This is a genomic window from Nocardioides ginkgobilobae, from assembly GCF_054781275.1.
Window position 1 is genome coordinate 80,499 of the sequence record NZ_BAAGUS010000011.1, and the last position, 19,113, is coordinate 99,611.

The window sequence follows — 19,113 nt, forward strand, 5'->3', positions numbered from 1 at the left end:
CATGATCCGTTCGGACCATGCGGCCTGCCCCGGAGGGACCGACCTGGGCCCCGGTCGGCGCGTTGGGCGCAGATCACCGGCCCGGCGGCCGATCAGGTGCCTACCGTCACTCGTAGGGGATTCGTTCGAAGGACAAGGCTCATGTGGGACACCGTGCAGGACTCGTGGCAGGACCCGTCGTCGGGTCACGGCGCCGACCCGGAGGGGGTCCACCTCTCCCACGACCGGCCGTGCGTGCGGTGCGGTCACGCGATGCACACGTTCCTGGCCTGCGACGCGGCCTGCGGCTGCGAGCCCGCGGCCGTCAACGTCGCCTGAGCGAGACCGTCCTCCGACCGGCGGGTACGTCGGGTCGCGGTCCGAGCTCGACCAGGGTGCGCCAGCGGGGCCGGTCGTGGTCCCCGTCGACGACCTCGCCCGTCGACCAGCGGATCCGCAGGTCGGCGCCGTCGACCTCCAGCACCGCGAGCAGGTTGTCGAGCCATGGCCCCTGCGTGACCTCCCAGTGCAGCGGCGAGCGCGGCACCAGGCGCCCCAGCAGCCGCCCCGTCGGCCGGGCGCGACCGCGGCCGGCGAGCCGGACCCCCGCCTTCATCAACCTCGGCAGCGGGTTGCGGATCGGCGAGCAGACCGCCTGCAGGACCCGGCTGTGCGGGCCGGGTCGCCGCGCCGCCTCGGACGCCGGGTCGGGCCACGCCTCCGCGACGTAGGAGTGGTGCACGTCCCCGGACAGCAGCACCACCGAGTCAGGCGCCCGTCCCCGCCCGCCCGTGGCGGTCTCCACGATCATCTCCCCCACGTGGCGGAAGCCGCCTTGGAAGGCCGCCCAGTGCTCGGTGTCGGCGGCCCGGCGCACCCATTCACCCAGCTCGTGGCCGGGTCGGCCCAGGAGCCCCTCGGCCAGCGCCTCGGTGGTCGCCTCCAGGTGGTGCAGGCCCGGCGAGAGCAGGTAGGGCAGCGAGGTGCCGATGAGCAGGTGCCGGACGTCGCCGTGCAGCTGGCTGTCGAGCCAGGCCATCTCCTCGTCATCGATCATCGAGCGCCGCTCCGGCTCCAGCACCCGCGCTGCCCGGGAGTCCACGACCACGAGCCGCGCCTGCGGCCCCAGCTCGCGGGCGAAGGACCAGCGGTAGGACGCAGGCTCCTCGTCGGCCCGCTCGGCGAAGCGGTCCAGCACCGCGGAGAGGTCGAGCTCGTCAGGACCCTCGTGCTCCAGGACCAGCCGGTAGACGGGGTCGGTCGCCCGCTCGGCCGGGGACAGGTTCCCCAGGTGCTGGTGGACCCAGTAGGACGCCAGGGCGCCGACGATCCGGTCGTGCCACCAGGACTTCTCGGCCATCTCCGCGCGCCAGCGGGCCGAGGTGTTCCAGTCGTCGCGGACGTCGTGGTCGTCGAAGATCATCGCCGAGGAGACCGTCGAGAGCAGCCACCGCGTGGCCGGGTCGCTCCAGGCGAGGCGGTAGAGCTCGGCGTACTCCTCGTAGTCCTTCAGCTCCCACCACGGCGCCTGCTCCGGGTCGCGGCGCGCGGCGATGAACTCGCGCATCGCCTCGCTGGTCTCGTCGGCGTAGACCTGGTCGCCGAGGAGCAGCAGGAGGTCCGGCGCACGCTCCTCGAGCCGGTCGGAGCCGCCGGAGCCGCCGGAGCCGTCGGAGCCGTCAGGGTGCGTCGCCAGGTGCATGCCGTAGGTGCGCAGCGCGTCGACGCCGAAGCTCGCGTGGTGCTCGGCGTCGTGCGGCACGCTGACCCGACAGCTGCCGAAGGCGATCCGCAGCGGCGCCTCGTGGTCGTGGGTGCGCAGCACCACGGACGGGTACGCCGACGCCGGCTCGGGCCAAACCTGCCGGTCGTCCACGCGCAGGACGTAGGGGTGGGTCTCCCCCGGTCCCAGCCCGTCCACGGCCACCACGGCGTAGTGGTGCCCGTGGACCGCGAACGTCGGGGCCGACCACCGACGCCCGTCCGCCTCGACGCTGACCGTGGCCGCCCGGTCGACCTCGACCCACAGCGTCGCGGACGTTTCGTCCACGTGCCGCAGCAACGGCCCGACCACCAGCTCCCCGGTGCCTGTCTCCCCGCTCACGCGCGTGCCTCCCTCCCCAGGGCGCCGGCGCTCAGCGGGCCACGTCGAGCAGCACCTTGACCGCGCGTCGCTCGTCCATCGCCCGGTAGCCCTCGGCCACCTCGTCCAGCGGGAGGCTCAGGTCGAAGACCCTGCCCGGCTCGATCTCGCCGGCCAGGGTGCGGGCGAGCAGGTCGGGCAGGTAGGCGCGCACGGGCGCCATCCCGCCGCGCAGCCCGACGTTCTTCTGGAACATCCGGCGCACCGGCAGCTCCACGCCGTGCGGGACGCCGACGAAGCCGACCATCGAGCCCGGCCGCGCCACGGCGAACGCGGTGCCCATGGCCTGGTCGGTGCCGACGCACTCCAGGACCGCGTCCGCGCCCACGCCACCGGTGATCTCCTTGACCGCGGCGGCGGCTTCCTTGCCGCGCTCGGCGACGACGTGGGTGGCGCCGAACGCGCGGCCGATCTCCTGGCGCGGCTCGTGGCGCGACATGAGCACGACCTTCTCCGAGCCCATGGCCGCCGCGGCCAGGACGCCGCACAGCCCGACGGCGCCGTCGCCGACGACCACCGTCGTGCCGCCCTCACGGACCCCGGCCGCGACCGCGGCGTGCCAACCGGTCGGCATCACGTCGGAGAGCGCCATGAGGTGCGGGACCAGGTCGGCGTCGGGACCGGCGGACCCCACGTCGGGGACCTTCACCAAGCTGCCGTCGGCCTGACCGACCCGGGCGTACTCCCCCTGCCCCGAGGACGTCATCGACAGGTCCACGCAGGCCGAGTGCGTGCCGGCCGTGCAGTGGGCGCAGGTGTTGTCGCAGTGGTCGAAGGGGACGACCACGAAGTCGCCGACCTTCACGTCGCGGACCTCCGAGCCGACCTCCTCGACGAAGCCGATGCACTCGTGCCCGATCGTGGCGCCGGCGGTGATGTCGTTCTCACCGCGGTAGGGCCACAGGTCCGAGCCGCAGATGCACGCGGTGGTGACACGCACGATCGCGTCGGTGGGCTTCTCGATGCGGGGGTCGGGCACGTCGGTCGACAGCCGGATGTCGCGGGGCGCGTGGATGGTGGTGGCTCGCATGTCGCGAGCATCGCACCCGGGCGGTGGCCTGTCGCCCACCCTCCGGACGGCACCAGCGCGCCGGTTCTGCGCTATCTCACATGTGAGTTACCGTCGTCGTCATGACGGAGGGTTACAAGGGACGCATCGGCCTGCTGATCCGCGACGCGCGCAAGCACCGCGGGCTCACCCAGGCACAGCTGGCCGACCTGCTCGGCACCAGCCAGAGCGCGATCAACCGGATCGAGAAGGGCGCGCAGAACCTCTCCCTGGAGATGATCGCGCGCATCGGCGCCGCGCTCGACTCCGAGATCGTCGCGCTCGGCGCAGGCCCCACGCACCTGCGGATCACCGGCCCCACGACGCTGTCGGGCTCGATCGAGGTCAAGACCTCCAAGAACGCCGGGGTCGCGCTGCTGTGCGCCTCCCTGCTGAACCAGGGGCGTACGACGCTGCGCAAGGTCGCCCGGATCGAGGAGGTCAACCGGCTGCTCGAGGTGCTCGGCAGCCTCGGCGTCCAGACCCGCTGGCTCGGCGACGAGGGCGACCTGGAGATCGTCCCGCCCAAGCAACTGCGCCTCGACGCCATCGACGAGGCCGCCGCCCGGCGTACCCGCTCGGTCATCATGTTCCTCGGCCCGCTGCTGCACCGCGCCGACACCTTCGACCTGCCCTACGCCGGCGGCTGCAACCTCGGCACCCGCACCGTCGAGCCGCACATGGCCGCGCTGCGGCCCTTCGGCCTGGAGGTCAAGGCCACCGACGGCAGCTACCACGCGAGCGTCAACCGGGCGATCGAGCCGACCCGCGCGATCGTGCTCACCGAGCGCGGCGACACCGTCACCGAGAACGCGCTCATGGCCGCCGCCCTGCACCCGGGCACGACGGTGATCCGCAACGCCTCGTCCAACTACATGGTCCAGGACCTCTGCTTCTACCTCCAGCGCCTCGGCGTCACCGTCGAGGGCGTCGGCACCACCACGCTGACCGTCACCGGCCGCGAGTCGATCGACGTCGACGTCGACTACGCCCCGGCCGAGGACCCGATCGAGGCGATGTCGCTGCTGGCCGCCGCGATCGTGACCCGCTCGGAGATCACCATCACCCGGGTCCCGATCGAGTTCCTCGAGATCGAGCTGGCCCTGCTGGAGGAGATGGGCTTCCGCTACGACCGCTCCGAGGAGTACGTCGCCGCCAACGGCCACACGCGCCTGGTCGACATCACGACGCACCCCTCCGACCTCCACGCGCCGCTCGACAAGATCCACCCGATGCCGTTCCCCGGCCTCAACATCGACAACCTGCCGTTCTTCGCAGTCATCGCGGCCGTCGCGACCGGCCAGACCCTGCTGCACGACTGGGTCTACGAGAACCGCGCGATCTACCTGACCGAGCTCACCAAGCTCGGCGCGCAGGTCAAGCTGCTCGACCCGCACCGGGTGATGATCGAGGGGCCCACGCACTTCTCCGGCACCGAGATCGTCTGCCCCCCGGCGCTGCGCCCGGCCGTGGTGATCCTCCTGGCGATGCTCGCCTCGAAGGGCACCTCGGTGCTGCGCTCGACCTACGTGATCGCCCGCGGGTACGAGGACCTCGCCGAGCGGCTCAACGAGCTCGGCGCGCAGATCGAGCCCTTCCGCGACATCTGAACCCGCGCACGCGCCATGATCGGCACGTGACCACTCCGGTGACAGGGCACCCCTACCTCGACGGTGCCGCGGTGCCCGTCGGGGCGCGGGCACGACCGGTGCTGGCCCTGGCCCACCGCGGCGGCGCCTACCACCCCGAGATCGAGGGGCTCGAGAACACGCTCGCGGCGTTCCGACACGCCGTCGAGCTCGGCTACACCTACCTCGAGACCGACGTCCACGTCACCCGCGACGGGGTGCTGCTGGCCTTCCACGACTCCGTGCTCGACCGGGTCACCGACCGCCGGGGCGCCGTGGCGGAGATGACCCACGCCGAGGTGCGCGAGGCGCGGGTCGGCGGCCGTGAGGAGGTCCCGACGCTGGTCGAGCTGCTCGACGCCTTCCCTGACGCCCGGTTCAACATCGACCTCAAGTCCGACGCCTCGGTGCCGGCGCTCGCCGGCCTGGTCCGCGACCGGGACGAGTGGGACCGGCTGCTGGTGGGCTCCTTCTCGCCCAGCCGCCTGGCGCGCTTCCGGCAGCTGACCGAGGGGCGGGTCGCCACCTCGGCGCACCCGCTCGAGGTGCTGGCCTTCCTGCTGCTGCCCAGCGGCCGGCTGGCCGACCTGGTGACGCGGCGCCGTGTTGCCGCCCTGCAGGTCCCGCACCGGCGTACGCTCCGGCTCGCCGGCAGGGGAGTCACGCTGCCGGCCGTGACAGTGCCTGTCGTGACGCGGGGGTTCGTGCGCCGCGCGCACGCGGCCGGCAAGCACGTGCACGTGTGGACCATCGACGACCCCGACGAGATGCGGGAGCTCCTCGACAAGGGCGTCGACGGCCTCTTCACCGACCGCACCGACCTGCTGCGCCAGGTGCTGCAGGAGCAGGGACTCTGGCAACGACGTCCTGGGGAGGGACCAGCATGACCACCACGACCCCGACGGTGCTGACGCCGGAGCGCCGGCGCGAGCACCGCGCCTGGTACACCTACGACTGGGCCAACAGCGCGTTCTCCACCACGGTGGCCGGCGTCCTGTTCGGGCCCTACCTCATCGCGATCGCCGAGGAGGCGGCCGTCGACGACCGGATCTCGGTCCTCGGGGTCTCGGTCGCCCCCGGGGCGCTGCCGTCGTTCACCATCACCGCCTCGACGCTGCTCTCCGCGCTGCTGCTCCCGCTCCTGGGCGCCGTGGCCGACCGCACCGCCAAGAAGCGCCAGCTCCTCGGCGGGTTCGCCTGGGCGGGCGCGGCGGCGGCCGCGCTGCTCTTCTTCGTGCAGGGCGACAACTGGGAGCTCGGCGTCGTCTCCTTCATGGTCGCCAACCTGTGCTTCGGTGCGGCTGCGGTGGTCAACGACTCCATCCTGTGCCTGATCGCCGAGCCCGACGAGCGTGACGGCGTCTCCTCGCGCGGCTGGGCTGCGGGGTACGCCGGCGGCGGGTTGCTGCTCGCGGTCAACTTCGTCGTGGTGAGCATGCACGAGACCTTCGGCCTCACCGAGGGGATGGCCGTGCGGCTCTCGCTGCTGTCCGCGGCGATCTGGTGGGCGGCGTTCACCCTCGTGCCCGTCCTCGGCATCAAGGACCGGCCGCCGCTGGCGGTGGAGCCTGCGGAGGGCGGGGTGCTCCAGCGCAGCTTCGGCCAGCTGTGGGCGACCTTGAAGGACATGCGTCGCTACCCGGTGGCGCTGACCTTCCTGGTGGCCTACCTCTTCTTCAACGACGGCATCCAGACCGTCATCTCCTCGGCGTCGATCTACGGCGTCGAGGAGCTCGGCTTCGCGACCGGGACGGTCCTGGCCACCTACCTGCTGGTCCAGGCGGTCGCCGTCGTGGGCGCGCTGGGCTTCGGCCGGGCCGCGGCGGCGTACGGCGCCAAGCCGGTGATCCTGGTCGGTCTGGTGATCTGGATGCTCATCGTGACCGCCGCGCTCTTCCTGCCGGCCGGGGCGTTGGTGCCGTTCCTGCTGCTCGGGACGGCCATCGGCATCGTGCTCGGCGGCACCCAGTCGCTCTCCCGCTCCTACTTCTCCCTGCTCATCCCCGAGGGCAAGGAGGCGGAGTACTTCAGCTTCTACCACGCCATGGAGCGCGGCACGTCCTGGCTGGGGACCCTGGTCTTCGGCTTGGTCTACACCCTCAGCGGGTCCTACCGGCCGGCCGTCTTCGCACTCATCGCCTTCTTCGTCATCGGCGGACTGATCCTGTCGCGGGTCGACACCGCGAAGGGCATCGAGCAGGCGCGGACCGGCGGGGTGGCGCGCGGCTCCGCCGCCTGACGGCGAGCACGCCGTAGGTCAGCCTGAGAACCGCCTGAGAATCACGGCTGGACCACCCCCAGCGGCGATTGTCGGAATCTTTGCCGCCTCGCTACCGTTGAAAATCTGAGACGCAGCGCCACCGCGGCGTCGACGACGGAGACTGGAGGGCTCAGATGGCAGAGCGCACACTACGGGGAGCGCGACTCGGAGGCCAGAGCTTCGAGGACGAGCGCGGCATCGAGTTCGCCGCGCGGCAGCAGGTCGGCTACCGCTGCAAGGCTGACCACGAGTTCGAGGTCACCATGTCGGTCGAGGCCGAGATCCCCGCGATCTGGGAGTGCCCGCGGTGCGGCGCCGAGGCGCTGAGCACCGCCGGCATCCAGCCCGAGGTCAAGGCCGAGAAGCCCGCTCGCACCCACTGGGACATGCTGCTGGAGCGTCGCTCGGAGAAGGAGCTCGAGGAGATCCTCAAGGAGCGCCTCGAGCTGCTGCGCGGGGGCGAGATCGGCCCCGCGCACCTGCACCGCGCCAACAAGAAGAAGAAGGCCACCGCCTGACGCACGCGCCTCAGCGCTGGGGCCCCTCGTCGGGGTCCACCACGTCGCCCCGGACCACCGGTCCGGGGCGACCTGCGTCTCGGGGGAAGCCGGGGAAGCGTCCCCCCGGGACCACGAGCAGCCGCGAGGCCACCACCCGCGCCAGCAGGCCACGGAAGACCGGCCGGGTCAGCGGCAGCACCAGCAGCGCCCCCAGCAGGTCCGTGGCGAACCCCGGGGTGAGCAGCAGCGTCCCGCCGATGAGCACCAGCGCCCCGTCGGCGAGCTCGCGGTGCGGCATCCGCCCCTGGGTGAGCGCCTCGACCAGCGCTCGCCACGCACGAGCACCCTCACGCCGCACGATCGCGGCACCGACGACGCTGGCCAGCACCAGCAGGGCGATGGTCCACCAGGCACCGATGACCTGCCCCACCTGGATGAGGACGTAGAGCTCCAGCAGCGGCATGCCCACGAAGAGCAGGACCAGGACCCACCCGAGTCGACCGCGCCGGCGGGGACGCGCTCCCCCGGCACCACCCCCGGCACCGGGCCACGCGCCGCTCATCGGCCCCACGCCCGTCGCAGCTGCTCGCGGCGCTCGCGCAGGCCCCACAGCGTGATCCGGCGCAGCGACTCCGCCGCGACCCGGCCGCTCATCTTGGAGTCCCCGCGCACCCGCTCCACGAAGTCGATGGGGACCTCCCGCACGACCAGGCCGGCGCGCAGCGCCCGCACCACCATGTCGGTCTGGAAGACGTAGCCGGTCGAGCGGACCGAGGCCAGGTCGAGCCTCTCCAGCGCCTCGCGCCGGAAGAGCCGGAAGCCGGCGGTGGCGTCCCTGACGTCGATCCCGAGCAGCACGCGGACGTAGAGGTTGCCACCGCGCGAGAGCGCCTCGCGCCGCCGCGGCCAGTTGACCACGGTGCCGCCCGGCACCCAGCGCGACCCGATCACCAGGTCGGCCGGGGTCCCGCCGTCGCGCCCCTCCAGGGCGTCCAGCAGCCGGTGCAGCTGCTCGGGCTGGTGGGAGCCGTCGGCGTCCATCTCCCCGATGACGTCGTAGCCGGCCTCGAGGGCGTGCGCGAAGCCGTGCCGGTACGCCGCACCGAGGCCGCCCTTGTTGACCCGGTGCAGCACGTGCACCTGCGGGTCCCGCGCCGCTACCTGCTCGGCGATCCGGCCGGTGCCGTCGGGTGAGTTGTCGTCGACCACGAGCACGTCCACGTCGGGACGGGCGGTCCGCAGCCGCTGGAGGATCCAGGCGACGTTCTCGGCCTCCTGGTAGGTCGGCACGACCATGATCACGCGCACCACCGCGACTTTACGGGAGTCAGGCCGACGGCTCCTCGACCCGGGGCGCACCGCGCCGAGATCGCACGCGGGCCAGCAGGACCAGCAGCAGCCCCAGCACGGTGGCCAGCTGCACCCCGCGGGTGAACCACGGCGTCAGCACGATGCCCGGGGTCGCGCCGCGGTGGAGCCCGACCTCGGCGACGGCGCTGGCCGTCGTACGCCGGTCGACGGTCTCCACGACCTCGCCGTCGGGGTCGACGATGCCGGTCAGGCCGTTGGTGGAGGCCACGACCAGCCACTTGCCGGCCTCGAGGGCGCGCAGGCGCGTGATGGCGAACTGCTGGTCGACCTGGTCGGTGAAGATGAAGGTCGCGTTGGAGGTCTGGACCGTCAGCAGGTCCGCGCCCTCGCGCACCTGGGCATGGATGCCGTCGTCGTAGGCGACGTCGAAGCAGATCGCGTCGGCGATCCGGGCCCCGGCGACCTCGAGCGGCTCGGTGCGCGAGCCCGCGCGCATGTCGCGGCGGATCCGGGCGAGCTCGCCGAAGTTGAAGTCGGCGTACTCCCGGAAGGGGATGTACTCGCCGTAGGGCACCGGATGCCACTTGGTGTAGCGCTCCCCCGGCCCGGTCTCCGGGTCCCACACGATGCCCTGGTTGAGCACGTGGTGGGGGCCGTCGTCGACGATCGCGCCGACCAGCACCGGCACGCCGGCCGCGGCGACCGCGCGCTCGATGCCGGCACGGGTCTGCACGTCGAGGAAGGGGTCGACGGCCGTGGAGTTCTCGGGCCAGACCACCAGGTCGGGGCGCGGCACCTCACCGGCCGCCGCGGCCTCGGCGAGCCGCTCGGTCTCCTCGACGTGGTTGAGGGTGACCTGCCGGTGGTCGAAGAGGATGTCGTTGCCGGGGCCGGGCACGTCACCCTGGACGGCGGCGACGGTGAGGGTCCCCTCCGGCGGGCCGGGGTCGTACGGCGCCAGCGCGGCCGCCGCCGTCGCAGCCGCCACGAGCCCCAGCCCGGCGGCGTCGGCGCGCCAGCTGCGGACCCGCGTCAGCACCAGGTGGGCCAGCAGTGCCGCCGCCAGCGCCAGCACGAGCGAGACGCCGACCATCCCGATCCACGGCAGCAGCCGCGCCACGGGGGTGTCGACGGTGGCGAAGGCCAGCCGGCCCCAGGGCATGCCGCTGAAGGGCCAGGTGCTGCGCACCATCTCCAGGGCCGTCCACGCGGCGGCGGCCCACAGCGGCCACCAGCGCCGGGTCGGCCCGGCGCTGCTCAGCAGCGCGACCGCGGCGCCGGTCAGGCCGTAGAAGAAGGTCTCCAGCGCCGACAGCCCGAGCCAGGCCGCCGTCGCGACGGCGCGCATCCACCAGATGTGGGTCAGGTAGAACGAGGCCCCGAAGGCCAGTCCGAGCCCGAACCCCGCCCAGGCACCGCGCCCGTGCACCGCGCCGAGGAAGCCTGCGACCGCCAGCGGCAGCACCGCGAACCACGCGACCGGCTCGAAGGCCAGGGAGAGCAGCAGCCCCGAGGCGACGACGAGGGCCAGGCGGAGCACGGCGCCCAACCTAGACGACGGCTCCCAGCGCGACGGCGGGTCGGCCCGTGCAGAGCGACGAGAGGGTCCGGGTCACCTTCGGTCCAGCCCGGTGCCCGACAGGCTGCCGGGGCGGGCTGTTGTCTAGGGGGAGCCGGACCCTCTCGTGTCCGCCCTCGCAGGACGAACCGACCTCCGCGAACAACCCCGGACAGGTGGCTGGCACCCCCACCCTCCGAGGCGGCCACTCGGACGCCGGTCCGTCTCCCGCGATCTGCACGAGCGGACGGCTCACACTCGCGCCACGGGCGGGACCTGTCAACCGGTCGCTGACCTGCGAAGACGCGCGTCTGCGCAGGTCAGCGCGGTCGTCCTCGGCGGTCACTGGCCAGAAAATGTCTGGATCGCCCCGGCGTGTCCTAGGCGACACGCCGGGTGCCGCACGGTAACGACCGGCGGCGGAGGTCGGACGGGGCGGGGCGGCGTGGAATGCTGTCGCCCCCGCGGACCCGCACCCGCGCCCGCCCCGACCCAGGAGGACACCCCCGTGCCCGTGGACTACGCGTACGACGGCAGCGTCGCCGTCGTGCACCTCGCCCGCCCCGAGCGGCTCAACGCCGTCGACGCCGGGCTGACCCGCGACCTGGTCGCCGCGCTGCGGCGCGCCGGCGACGACGGGGCCCGGGCCGTGGTGCTGGCCGGGCGGGGGCGCGCCTTCTGCGCCGGCCACGACCTCAAGGAGGAGCCCGTGGTCGAGACGGCGCTCCAGACCCGCGACCGGCTCGAGGAGATCCAGGAGGTGACCCGGCTGGTGCGCCGCCTGCCCGGGCCGGTCGTCGCGGCCGTGCACGGCTACGCCCTGGGCGCGGGTGCGGAGTTCGCACTGTGCTGCGACGTCGTCGTCGCCGGGGAGGACGCCGTCTTCGGCTTCCCGGAGGTCTCCGTGGGGCTCTCGGTCACCGGCGGCATCTCCAAGCTGCTCCCCCAGCTCGTCGGCTGGGCGCGGGCCAAGGAGCTGCTGCTGCTCGGCGAGCGGGTCGGCGGCAGCGAGGCGGCAGCCATGGGTCTGGTGGCACGCTGCGTGCCCAGCGGCGAGCACGAGACGGCGGCCCTGGACCTGGCGCGCCGGATGGCCGAGCGCCCCGCGCTGTCGCTCTCCCTGGCCAAGCAGGCCCTCGACGCGGGGCTGGACTCCACCGTCGACGGGGCGATGGCCCGCGAGGTCGAGCACGCGCTGCTGACCTCCCTCTCCGGAGAGGGGCAGGCGCCGCGCGAGGACTTCGGCCGTGGCTGAGCCCACCACCCTCGTCGACCTGCTCGACCGTGCCGCCACCGACACCCCCGACCGGCCCGCCTGGACCGTCGACCTGCCCGGCTCCTTTCCCACGACCCTCACCTTCGCCGAGGTCGCCCGGCGCACCGGCGAGCTCGCCGCGGCGCTGCGCGACCGCGGGGTCGTGCCGGGCGACCGGGTGGGGGTGATGCTCGGCAACACCGTCGAGTTCCCGCTGACCTGGCTGGCGCTGGCGCGGCTCGGTGCGGCGATGGTCCCGCTCAACACCCGCTACCGCATCGACGACGTGGCCCACCTGCTCACCGACGCCGCGGTCCGGCTCGTGGTGGCCCGCCCCGAGCACGAGGGGCTGCTGTCGGCGTACGCCGAGGTGGTGGGGCCCGAGGACCTCGTGCCCGACCCCGACCACCCGTGGGTGCAGCCGCCGCTGGACCCGCGCACGGTGGTCAACGTGCAGTACACCTCCGGCACGACCGGCCGGCCCAAGGGCTGCCTGCTCGACCACACCTACTGGACCACCCTCGGCGGGTCGATGCTCACCGAGCACCCGCACCTGGGCCCCGACGACGTGCTGCTCACCGCGCAGCCCTTCAGCTACGTCGACCCGCAGTGGAACGTCGTGGCCGCGCTGATGGCCGGCGCGCACCTGGTGGTGCTCGACGGCTTCCACCCCTCGACGTTCTGGGCCAAGGTCCGCGAGCACGGAGTGACCTACTTCTACTGCCTGGCCTCGATGCCGGTGCTGCTGCTGAAGATGCCGCCCGACGCCGCCGACCGCGACCACCGGGTGCGTGCGGTCCAGTGCTCGGCGATCCCCCCGGCGCTGCACGCCGAGCTCGAGGAGCGGTGGGGCGCGCCGTGGAGCGAGGCGTTCGGCATGACCGAGACCGGCGCGGACATCCGGGTGTCGGCCGCCGAGCACGACGAGCTGGTCGGCACCGGCTGCCTGGGTCGCCCGGCCGCGCACCGCGAGGCCCGGATCGACGAGGCAGGCCAGCTGTGGCTGCGTGGCGCGGGGATGATGCAGGGCTACCTCGGGCACCCCTCGCCCTTCGACGAGGACGGCTGGTTCCCGACCGGGGACCTGGCGCGCACCGACGAGCAGGGGCGGCTCTACCTCGCCGGCCGGCTCAAGGACATGATCCGCCGCTCGGGGGAGAACATCGCCGCCGTCGAGGTCGAGGAGGTCCTGCTCGGGCACCCGGCCGTGCGGCTCGCGGCCGTCATCGGGGTGCCGGACGAGGTGCGCGGCGAGGAGGTGGCGGCGTACGTCGTCGCGCCGGGCGCCACGCCCGAGGAGCTGACCGCGTGGTGCGCCGAGCGGCTCGCGCCGTTCAAGGTGCCGAGCGTGTGGCGCTTCCGCGACGAGCTGCCGCTCACCGCCTCGCACCGGGTGGAGAAGGCGGCGTTGCGCCGGGAGGTGGCCGGTGCTGCGGGCTGACCTGCTGCTCACCAACGCCTGGGTCCGCACCCTCGACGGTCCCGACCACGGGTACGTCGCGCGGTCGGTGGCGATCTGGCGCGACCGGGTCGTGGCCGTGGACGAGGACGTGCCGGCCCACCGGGTCGTGGACCTCGACGGCGCCGTCGTGGCGCCCGGGTTCCACGACGCCCACCAGCACCTGGCGTGGTTCGGGCTCTCGCTGGCCGAGGTGGACCTGCGGCTGCCGACCCTGGACGACGTCTACGCCGCGGTCGCCGAGCGGGCGGCCGGGCTCCGGCCCGACGAGTGGGTCGTGGGTGCGGGGTACGACGAGAACAAGCTCGGCGCGCACCCCGACCGCGACGCGCTCGACCGCGCGGCGGGCGGGCGGCGCGTCTGGCTCAAGCACACCAGCGGCCACATGTGCGTGGTCAGCAGCGCGGTGCTGGCCGACCTCGGCCTGTCCGACGCGGCCGTCGACGTGCCGGGCGGGCTGGTCGTCACCGACGCCGCCGGCCGCCCCACGGGTCTGCTCCAGGAGCAGGCCCAGCAGCTGCTGACCCCGCTGGTCCTCCCCTACCCCGTCGCCACGCTGGTCGACGCGATCGAGCGCGGCGGCCGGGTCGCGCTCTCGCAGGGCTTGACCTCGGTGGTCGAGGCCGGCATCGGCGGCGGGTGGATCGGCAAGAGCCCGGTCGAGCTCGCGGCCTACCAGGCCGCCCGCGACGAGGGCCGGCTGCCGCTGCGGGTCGAGCTGATGGTCGCCGCCGACGCGCTGCACGCGCTGTCGGCGCACGAGTCGGACGGGCTGCCGCTCGGGCTGGACCTGGGGCTGCGCACCGGGCTGGGTGACGACCGGCTGCGGATCGGGCCGACGAAGGTCTTCAGCGACGGCTCGCTCATCGGGCACACCTGCGCGCTCACCGAGGAGTTCGCCGACACCCCCGGTGAGCGCGGCTACCTCCAGGACGACCCCGACACCCTGCGCACCCGGATCCTCGACGCGCACCGCTCGGGGTGGCGGGTCGCCACCCACGCGATCGGTGACGCCGCGATCGACCTGGTGCTCGACGCCTACGAGGAGGCGCAGCGCCGCTGGCCCCGCCCCGACGTGCGGCACCGGATCGAGCACTTCGGGGTCTCCCGGCCCGACCAGGTACGGCGCTGCGCCGAGCTCGGCGTGGTGCCGGTGCCCCAGGGACGCTTCGTCGGTGAGATCGGCGACGGCATGCTCCGGGCGCTCGGCCCCGAGCGGGCCGGCTGGGCCTACCGCTACCGGTCGCTGCTCGACGCGGGGATCACCGTCCCCGGGTCGAGCGACCGCCCGGTCGTGGACGGGGCACCCCTGCGCGGCATGCACGACATGGTCAACCGCCTGACCGACTCCGGCGCCGGGTGCGGCACGGAGGAGGCCGTCACCGGGCTCGAGGCGCTGACGGCGTACACGCTGGGGTCGGCCTACGCCTCCCACCAGGAGCACGAGCGCGGCAGCATCGAGGTCGGCAAGCTGGCCGACCTCGTCGTGCTCTCCGAGGACCCGGGGACCGTGGACCCGACGGCGATCAAGGACATCGAGGTGCTGCGGACCTACCTCGGAGGCGAGGAGGTGTGGCGTGCTGACGACTGAGCTGTCCCCCGACCAGCTGGCGCGGGTGCGGGCGATCTACGAGGACGCCTTCCCACCCGAGCTCAGCGCCGACTTCGACAGCTTGCTGGCCGACCGGCTGGTCGTGCGGGTGGCCGACGACGGCACCCCCGAGGGTCTCGCGGTGCTGCGGCCGCTGGGCGCCACGGGGTGGACCTTCCTGCGCTACTACGCCGTCGGCGTGCGTGGCGGCGGGGTCGGCACGGCGATGCTCGGCGAGCTCGCCGACCTGCTCGCCGCCGAGGGCGGGTCCCTGCTGGTGTGGGACGTCGAGGACCCCGACGAGCCGGGTCTCTCCGACGAGCACGTGGTCGAGCACCGGCGGCGGATCGCGTTCTACGAGCGGGCCGGAGGGGTGCTGCTGCCCGTGACGGACTACGCACCGCCGCACGGCGACGACCTCGGTGACCACGTGCCCCACCTGCGGCTGATGTGCCTGCCGCTGGCGGGGGACGAGGTGCCCCCGGTGCGCGACGTGCTCCTCGCGGCGATGACGCTGCGCTACGACCTGGACCCGCAGCACCCGGCGGTGCTGCGGGCCCTGGCGAGCATCTCCGCCGGGTCTACGGGGTGATCGTCCCGGCGAGGTCGGCGGCGTCGGCCGGTCGGGTGTGCTTCGCCAGCAGCTCCGTGGCCTCGTCCACCCCCTCGTCGAGGTTCCACAGCAGCACGCCGACGACCTCGGTGCTCGAGAGGTAGTAGGCGACCGCACCGCCCTCGACCTCGTCGACGAAGGTCTCCAGCGAGGAGTCCAGCGTGCCGACGGCCTGGTAGCCCAGGTCGAGGACGTCGGAGTAGAACATCGGCGTGTGGTCGTAGGTCTCCTCCGACCCGGCGAGGATGCGGCCCGCGACCTCGCCCATCGTCGTCGCGTTGTCGACGTGCTCGACCCGCGTGCGGCCCAGGACCGGGTCGGGGTAGGTCGCGACGTCGCCGGCGGCGTACACGTCGGGCGCGGAGGTGCGCAGCCGCTCGTCGACCAGCACTCCCCCGTCCTCGGCGAGGTCCACGACCCCGGCGAGGAAGGAGGTCGCGGGCTCGATGCCCAGCCCGACGACCGCCAGGTCCGCCTCCAGGGTCCCGCCACCCTCCAGCTCCAGTCGTACGCCGTCGGCGGACTCGGCCCCAGCGGCGACCCGGGACCCGCCGCGCACGTCGACGCCGGCGTCGATGAAGCGGCGCTGGAAGTCCTGCGCCAGCGACGGGGGGAACATCGCTCCGCCGAGCACCTCGCCGGGGTGCAGCAACGTCACCCGGCAGCCGTGCTGGACGAGCGCGGCGGCGATCTCGGTGCCGATGTAGCCCCCGCCGACGACCGCGACGTGGGGCCCTCGCCGCCCTCGACCAGCCCGCGCAGGCGCTGGTAGTCGGTGAGCGTGCGGTAGTAGAGCACCCGGTCGCCGGGAGGGAGGCCCTCGATGGTGCGGGGGTGACCGCCGGTGGTGACCAGCAGCTTGTCGTAGCGGACGGTCCGGCCGTCCTCGGTGCGCACCTCGTGCTCGTCCGGGTCGACCGCGACCACGCGTGTCTCGAGGTGCAGCACGGCGTCGGTCTCGCGGACGGTGTCGAGTGCGGTGTTCTCGACGGTGAAGTCGGGGTCGGTCCACAGCTTCTTGGACAGGGCCGGGCGCGGGAAGGGGATCGTCGGCTCCTCGCCGAGGATCGCGATCGACCCGGTGGCGCCCTGGTCGCGGATGCCGTGGGCGGCGGCGTCGGCGGCCATCCCGGCGCCGACGACGACGAACTGGTGGTGCTCGGTGCTCATGCGGTGCTGCCTCCTGCGTGGGGGTCTGGGAGTAGGGCGGGTCAGATGTGCGCGACGGAGCCGGAGTCGACCCGCCAGTTGGAGCCGTTGACGAAGCTGGCGCGCTCGGAGCACAGGAACGCCACGACCGCGGCGACCTCCTCGGGTTCGCCGCGACGGCCCAGCTCCATGTGCGGGCGCTCCTCCTCGAGGAAGCTCTCGACGGCCTCGTCGAAGGAGGTGCCGCGCTCCTCCGCGCGCTTGTCCATCATCGCGTCGGTCATGGGGGTGCGGATGAAGGCCGGGGACACGCAGTTCACGAGCAGTCCCTCGTCGGCGTACGTCTGCGAGAGGCCCTTGGCGAAGGCGAGCACGCCCGCCTTGGCCGCGCAGTAGGGCAGCTCGTCGTCGTAGGGCTGCACCGCGTCCTCGGAGGTGAGGTAGACGACGCGCCCCCAGCCGCCCCGGCGCAGGGACGGCAGCACGGCACGGGTCAGGCGCACCGGTGCCAGCAGGTCGACGGTGAGGGTGTCGACCCAGCCGTCGTCGTCGATCTCGTGGAACTTCCCCTGGGCGCCGGTGACCCCGGCGGCGTGGACGAGGATCGAGAGGCCCTGGTCCCCCGCGACCTCCGCCGCCGCCCTGCCGAGCTCCTGCGCGGCGGCGTCGGTGCTGAGGTCGGCGGCGACCGTGTGCAGACGCGCGGGGTCGGCGCCGAGCTCGGCGGCTGCCTTCTCCAAGGCATCGGCGTCCTGGTCGCTGAGGACGACGGTGGCGCCCTCCTCCAGGAGCAGTCGTGCGGTGTGCCAGCCGATGCCGGAGTCACCGCCCGTGACGAGGGCGGTGCGTCCTGCGAGTCCGAGGTCCATGCAGGCCTTCTGCCCGCTCGGCCGCGTTCCACGTCACCAGGAGGGGTGTCCGCGACCGGGTGGTGTCCCCCCGCGTGGGGAGCGAGGATCCGCGCACGCCACCTCCGGACCTTCGGTGCCTGATTGGTGGGAGCGCCCGCGTGGTGTTGGCTTGACCCATGACGGGTCGGCGCGGCGGGGTGCGAGCCCGGGACGGGGCTGCTGGTGGACCCTGCTGACCTCAACGCCGTCGTGCTCGTCGCCGGTCTCGTGCTGCTGGCGGCGGCGGCTGCGGTGCGCGTCGCTTCCCGTGCCGGCCTGCCCAGCCTGCTGCTCTACCTCGCGATCGGGGTGGCGATCGGCGAGGCCGGTCTGGGCCTGCAGTTCGAGGACGCCGAGCTGACCCAGCTCATCGGCAACCTCGCTCTGGCGGTCATCCTGGCCGAGGGTGGGCTGAGCACCGACTGGTCCTCGGTGCGACCCGTGGCGCCGATGGCGGCGGTCCTCGCGACCGTGGGCGTCTTCGCCAGCGTCGCCGTGACCACGGGTGCGGTCTTCTGGCTGCTCGACGTGGACCTGCGCACGGCCATCGTGCTGGGAGCGGTGGCCTCCTCGACCGACGCCGCGGCCGTCTTCTCGGTGCTGCGGTCCATGCCGTTGCGCACGCGGCTGCGCGGTCTGGTCGAGGCCGAGTCCGGCTTCAACGACCCGCCGGTGATCATCCTGGTCACGGTCGTCACCTCCGACGCGTGGGGCAGCTCGAGCCCGTGGTCCCTGGTGGGCCAGATCGGCTACCAGCTGGTGGTCGGGGTGCTGGTCGGCGGTGCGGTCGGCTACCTCGGCGCCCGGACGCTGGCCCGCGCGGCGCTGCCGTCCTCGGGCCTCTACCCGCTCGCGGTCCTCGCCCTGTGCTTCGTCGCCTACGCCACCTCCGGCCTCATCGCCGGCAGCGCCCTCATGGCGATCTATGTCGCAGGGCTGGTCCTCGGCAACACCCACCTGCCCCACCGCACCACGACGGAGGGCGTCGCTGAGTCGCTGGCCTGGCTGGCCCAGATCGGCCTCTTCGTCCTGCTGGGACTGCTCGCGAGCCCCGCCCGGCTCCTGGACGCGCTGCCCACGGCGCTGCTCGTGGGGGCCGCGCTCACCCTGGTCGCGCGACCGATCTCGGTGGCGCTGTGCCTCACGCCCTTCCGGGTCCCTTGGCGCGACCAGGTCTTCGTCTCGTGGGCCGGGCTGCGGGGGGCGGTGCCGATCGTGCTGGCGACCATCCCGATGAGCCTGGGACTGCCCGGGGCCACCCGGATCTTCGACGTCGTCTTCCTGCTGGTCGTGATCTTCACGCTGGTCCAGGGGCCGACCCTGCCCTGGGTCGCGCGGCGCACCGGCGCCGTGCGGCCCGGCCAGTCGCGCAGCCTGCGCGTGGAGTCCTCCCCGCTCGACGACGTCGACGCGGTCCTGCTCCAGGTCAGCATCCCCGAGGGATCGCGGCTGGCCGGCGTCGAGGTCCGTGAGCTGCGGCTCCCGCCGGGGTCCGGGGTCAGCCTCGTGCTGCGCGAGGGTCAGGTGTTCGTCCCCGACCTCTCCACCGGGCTGCGGGTGGGCGACCACGCCCTGGTGGTCACCGACCGCCGGCTCGTCGACCAGGTGCAGCGACGGATCAGGGCCGTCGGCGAGCACGGTCGGCTCGCCGGCTGGGTCGACCACCTCGGCGAGGAGCGCGCCCCGCGACGTCCGGGCGACGAGCGGTCCGGCTGAGGGCGGGTACGAC

Annotated in this window: 16 protein-coding genes and 1 pseudogene; 10 read left to right on the top strand and 7 right to left on the bottom strand. The window is 73.5% G+C overall.

Going from position 1 to position 19,113, the window contains the following annotated elements:
* Nucleotides 1-141: 141 nt before the first annotated feature.
* Nucleotides 142-318, top strand: a complete 177-nt coding sequence (locus ACYVID_RS11810) for a hypothetical protein (protein WP_460737227.1) — start codon at nt 142-144, stop codon at nt 316-318.
* On the opposite strand, the gene ACYVID_RS11815 is transcribed toward ACYVID_RS11810, so the two are convergent.
* Together ACYVID_RS11815 and ACYVID_RS11820 are read right to left on the bottom strand one after the other, a co-directional pair.
* A complete protein-coding gene (locus ACYVID_RS11815; protein WP_460737229.1) occupies nt 305-2,083 on the bottom strand; it encodes an alkaline phosphatase D family protein in 1,779 nt (592 codons plus the stop codon). The two genes, ACYVID_RS11810 and ACYVID_RS11815, sit on opposite strands and share 14 nt — an antisense overlap.
* A gap of 31 nt (nt 2,084-2,114) precedes the next feature.
* Nucleotides 2,115-3,152 carry a zinc-dependent alcohol dehydrogenase family protein gene (locus tag ACYVID_RS11820; protein WP_460737231.1) on the bottom strand — a complete coding sequence of 346 codons (1,038 nt, stop codon included), beginning with the start codon at nt 3,150-3,152 and terminating at the stop codon, nt 2,115-2,117.
* Between the two features lie 101 nt (nt 3,153-3,253).
* Between ACYVID_RS11820 and ACYVID_RS11825 the strand changes: the two genes are divergently transcribed.
* From ACYVID_RS11825 to ACYVID_RS11840, 4 genes are all read left to right on the top strand, one after another.
* Nucleotides 3,254-4,780, top strand: coding sequence for a helix-turn-helix domain-containing protein (locus ACYVID_RS11825; protein ID WP_460737233.1), 1,527 nt, complete (start codon nt 3,254-3,256; stop codon nt 4,778-4,780).
* A 71-nt stretch (nt 4,781-4,851) separates the two neighbouring features.
* The gene (locus ACYVID_RS11830; protein ID WP_460737333.1) at nt 4,852-5,685 is read left to right on the top strand and encodes a glycerophosphodiester phosphodiesterase; all 834 of its coding nucleotides are present in this window, start codon (nt 4,852-4,854) and stop codon (nt 5,683-5,685) included.
* Nucleotides 5,682-7,037 (top strand): MFS transporter, encoded by a 1,356-nt coding sequence (locus ACYVID_RS11835; protein ID WP_460737235.1) that lies wholly within the window; start codon nt 5,682-5,684, stop codon nt 7,035-7,037. Before ACYVID_RS11830 ends, ACYVID_RS11835 begins: the two co-directional genes overlap by 4 nt.
* A gap of 155 nt (nt 7,038-7,192) precedes the next feature.
* Entirely contained in the window at nt 7,193-7,576 is a 384-nt protein-coding gene (locus ACYVID_RS11840; RefSeq protein ID WP_460737237.1) for an RNA polymerase-binding protein RbpA, read from the top strand.
* A gap of 10 nt (nt 7,577-7,586) precedes the next feature.
* Here the strand turns inward: ACYVID_RS11840 and ACYVID_RS11845 are convergent, their stop codons facing one another.
* From ACYVID_RS11845 to lnt, 3 genes are read right to left on the bottom strand one after another with little or no spacing between them, the layout of a single operon-like run.
* Nucleotides 7,587-8,120 (bottom strand): FxsA family protein, encoded by a 534-nt coding sequence (locus ACYVID_RS11845; protein WP_460737239.1) that lies wholly within the window; start codon nt 8,118-8,120, stop codon nt 7,587-7,589.
* Complete coding sequence (locus ACYVID_RS11850; RefSeq protein ID WP_460737241.1) at nt 8,117-8,866, bottom strand: polyprenol monophosphomannose synthase; 750 nt, start codon at nt 8,864-8,866, stop codon at nt 8,117-8,119. The genes ACYVID_RS11845 and ACYVID_RS11850 overlap by 4 nt, the downstream gene beginning before the upstream one ends.
* Before the next feature lie 19 nt (nt 8,867-8,885).
* Nucleotides 8,886-10,409, bottom strand: a complete 1,524-nt coding sequence (lnt, locus tag ACYVID_RS11855; protein WP_460737243.1) for an apolipoprotein N-acyltransferase — start codon at nt 10,407-10,409, stop codon at nt 8,886-8,888.
* Nucleotides 10,410-10,935: 526 nt separating this feature from the next.
* On the opposite strand from lnt, the gene ACYVID_RS11860 reads away from it, so the two are divergent.
* From ACYVID_RS11860 to ACYVID_RS11875, 4 genes are read left to right on the top strand one after another with little or no spacing between them, the layout of a single operon-like run.
* A complete protein-coding gene (locus ACYVID_RS11860) occupies nt 10,936-11,682 on the top strand; it encodes an enoyl-CoA hydratase/isomerase family protein (RefSeq protein ID WP_460737245.1) in 747 nt (248 codons plus the stop codon).
* Nucleotides 11,675-13,123, top strand: a complete 1,449-nt coding sequence (locus ACYVID_RS11865) for an AMP-binding protein (protein ID WP_460737247.1) — start codon at nt 11,675-11,677, stop codon at nt 13,121-13,123. The genes ACYVID_RS11860 and ACYVID_RS11865 overlap by 8 nt, the downstream gene beginning before the upstream one ends.
* Nucleotides 13,110-14,732, top strand: coding sequence for an amidohydrolase (locus tag ACYVID_RS11870; protein WP_460737249.1), 1,623 nt, complete (start codon nt 13,110-13,112; stop codon nt 14,730-14,732). Before ACYVID_RS11865 ends, ACYVID_RS11870 begins: the two co-directional genes overlap by 14 nt.
* Entirely contained in the window at nt 14,719-15,324 is a 606-nt protein-coding gene (locus tag ACYVID_RS11875) for a GNAT family N-acetyltransferase (protein ID WP_460737251.1), read from the top strand. The genes ACYVID_RS11870 and ACYVID_RS11875 overlap by 14 nt, the downstream gene beginning before the upstream one ends.
* Here the strand turns inward: ACYVID_RS11875 and ACYVID_RS11880 are convergent.
* Both ACYVID_RS11880 and ACYVID_RS11885 read right to left on the bottom strand, forming a co-directional pair.
* A pseudogene (locus tag ACYVID_RS11880) lies at nt 15,314-16,515 on the bottom strand (NAD(P)/FAD-dependent oxidoreductase). The gene ACYVID_RS11875 and the pseudogene ACYVID_RS11880 sit on opposite strands and share 11 nt — an antisense overlap.
* A 41-nt stretch (nt 16,516-16,556) precedes the next feature.
* The gene (locus tag ACYVID_RS11885; protein WP_460737253.1) at nt 16,557-17,363 is read right to left on the bottom strand and encodes an SDR family NAD(P)-dependent oxidoreductase; all 807 of its coding nucleotides are present in this window, start codon (nt 17,361-17,363) and stop codon (nt 16,557-16,559) included.
* Between the two features lie 204 nt (nt 17,364-17,567).
* On the opposite strand from ACYVID_RS11885, the gene ACYVID_RS11890 reads away from it, so the two are divergent.
* On the top strand, nt 17,568-19,100 hold the full coding sequence (locus ACYVID_RS11890) for a potassium/proton antiporter (protein WP_460737254.1): 1,533 nt from the start codon (nt 17,568-17,570) through the stop codon (nt 19,098-19,100).
* The last annotated feature ends 13 nt before the right edge of the window (nt 19,101-19,113 follow it).